At 35.7% G+C, this 501-nt stretch carries 1 rRNA gene; it reads left to right on the top strand.

Going from position 1 to position 501, the window contains the following annotated elements:
* Window positions 1–91: 91 nt before the first annotated feature.
* Window positions 92–201, top strand: a 5S ribosomal RNA gene (gene rrf / locus GQR60_RS19955).
* The last annotated feature ends 300 nt before the right edge of the window (window positions 202–501 follow it).

Below are 501 nucleotides of genomic sequence, written 5' to 3'. Positions count from 1 at the left end.
GGAATGAGACTCTTTTTTGTTATAAAGTATTTTTGTACCGGATCGGTTTGGTACGATTAAGGAGTAGATCCCCAAAAAGGATCAAAAGAATTAAGGTGTTTATAGCAGCAGGGTTCCACCTCTTCCCATTCCGAACAGAGAAGTTAAGCTTGTCAGCGCCGATGGTACTGCCAATGGTGGGAGAGTAGGTCAACGCCAACTATTAAAGAGTCTTGTTCCAAAAAGGAATGAGACTCTTTTTTATGTGCTAAGATCATTGAAATTTGTTTACCATATTGATATAAAGCTATACAGTTGGAGTGTGTTTATAGACTCCAGAATTTCCTCTTGCCTATTTTATTCATTAGAGCAGGAAAGTTAGGATTATTGGTCATGCTAATTAGTTACCAAATTTCAGTATTAAATATTAAATCGGCAGCAATTTAAAAGGAATCTTATTTCAACTATCTGATGTGACTCTTTTTATGTTGTATTGTAAATAGTGGGTTATCTCTTGGTGAG

The sequence above is a fragment of the Labilibaculum euxinicum genome, from assembly GCF_009795715.1.
In the GTDB taxonomy this organism is placed as follows: Bacteria; Bacteroidota; Bacteroidia; order Bacteroidales; family Marinifilaceae; genus Labilibaculum; species Labilibaculum euxinus.
The sequence above is the reverse complement of the archived record's forward strand: the minus strand, read 5'-3'. Positions and strand labels throughout refer to the sequence as shown.